This is a genomic window from Bacillus sp. JJ1503 (assembly GCF_036965125.1).
Lineage (GTDB): Bacteria > Bacillota > Bacilli > Bacillales > Cytobacillaceae > Cytobacillus.
This window is the reverse complement of the sequence record NZ_JBALOZ010000441.1, coordinates 1-1,457: the sequence shown is the minus strand read 5'-3', so window position 1 is coordinate 1,457 and position 1,457 is coordinate 1. Positions and strand designations below refer to the sequence as shown.

Sequence of the window (1,457 nt, the reverse complement as noted above, 5' to 3'; positions counted from 1 at the left end):
ATATATATCTAATAAACCATCAATCAATAGTTTTCTTTCACGTATACTAGCCAGTATTTCTTTTTCAGTTTTTCGGAAATTGGAGGCCGCTCCTTTTTGTTCTAATGATTGAGGCAGTTTTTCTTTTTTATTCAGCAAATATAATAGTCCAAGCTTTTGGATGAAAGCATCCGCGCTTTCCGCATCAGCAACAATGGTTAATTCTTCTTCTCCTGCCTCAAGCCATTCACCATCACTGACTCTCGTGAGCTCATAAATAATATCCTCCCAAGCATCTTCCTTATAACGCCAAATTTCTGTCCTAAACCCTACAACCTTAAACAGATCCGATCCATAGCCTTTTACTTGAACTAAATCGCCAAAAAAATACTTGTATTCTATATCAATATGCTCCTTCTCGATTAATTCTCCTTCAAACTCAGAGAGCATTTTGAGACTGGATTCCATAAAAAGACCTTCGCTTTTATTCACCTCATATACATACATTCCATCAAGCCATTTAACATCTGTAATTTTCCCAACTGTTCCATATATAGTGATCACGACTGTATCACCGATATTATATTTTGACTTTTTCCTATCGCTCATTTCCTCCATCCTTCCAGGTGTGAGTCGTGAAATTTAATTACAATATTATATGCAAGGATAGGAAAAATCGGTCCGTATATAGAAAAACTGATTAAAAATGAATAGAAAGCGGAAATGTCAAACAAATTGAAGGCTAACACAAAAAAAGGGCTACTCCTAAAGAGTTACCCTGCCTATCCTTCTGATATTATATATAATTCCCATGCTTCATCAAAAACCGCCATTCCGTCCATGTATGCGCCATTTAACTCTAAATATAAGCTGATTTCATGATAATCTGATGATGTCTTTGGAAAGTCGTGATCTAAATATGCATGATTTGCAAAGCGGCTAATCCGATCCTTTGGTGATGGATGCCGATATTTCATTAAGAAATGATAAAAAGTTTTTGCCATTATAACCGCCTCTTTGGAAATAAAATGAATGATCTATTATTGTTATATATCGTATACATACTATACGCGAAAAACTGAGTTTTCGTCCATAGAAAAAGCAACCTAATATTAGGTTGCTTCTTCCTATGTGCATGTGAAGCTATAAAATCTATACTGATTAAGCAGTTACTGATAGCGTGATGATTTAGCTAATTCAGTCAGAATCCAAATAATATTAAACATTAATATTGCTACTGTAATCGGAACAGCCTGAAGCCAGTTTTTTCCATATTTTTCTTTAATCACACCTGCATAAAATCCACAGAAAAATAAAGCAAACATAGCAACTGCAAGCATAAGCATTAAAGTTAGTTCCATCATTCTTCCTCCCTAAGTAAATGAATATCCCCTGTATTCATTATAAAGAGAGAGGAAACGAAGTTTGTGTATAAAACATGAATTCTTTGTGAACTATGAGATAAAGTGAAACTTCAA

Annotated in this window: 3 protein-coding genes; all 3 read right to left on the bottom strand. The window is 34.3% G+C overall.

From position 1 onward, the window contains the following. The coding region (locus V7149_RS24735) for a hypothetical protein (protein ID WP_335348220.1) at positions 1-588 on the bottom strand (588 nt) is incomplete at its 3' end. 173 nt (positions 589-761) lie between these two features. After that, positions 762-983, bottom strand: a complete 222-nt coding sequence (locus tag V7149_RS24730) for a YozE family protein (RefSeq protein ID WP_335348219.1) — start codon at positions 981-983, stop codon at positions 762-764. 165 nt (positions 984-1,148) lie between these two features. After that, the gene (locus tag V7149_RS24725) at positions 1,149-1,340 is read right to left on the bottom strand and encodes a hypothetical protein (RefSeq protein WP_335348218.1); all 192 of its coding nucleotides are present in this window, start codon (positions 1,338-1,340) and stop codon (positions 1,149-1,151) included. Positions 1,341-1,457 lie beyond the last annotated feature (117 nt).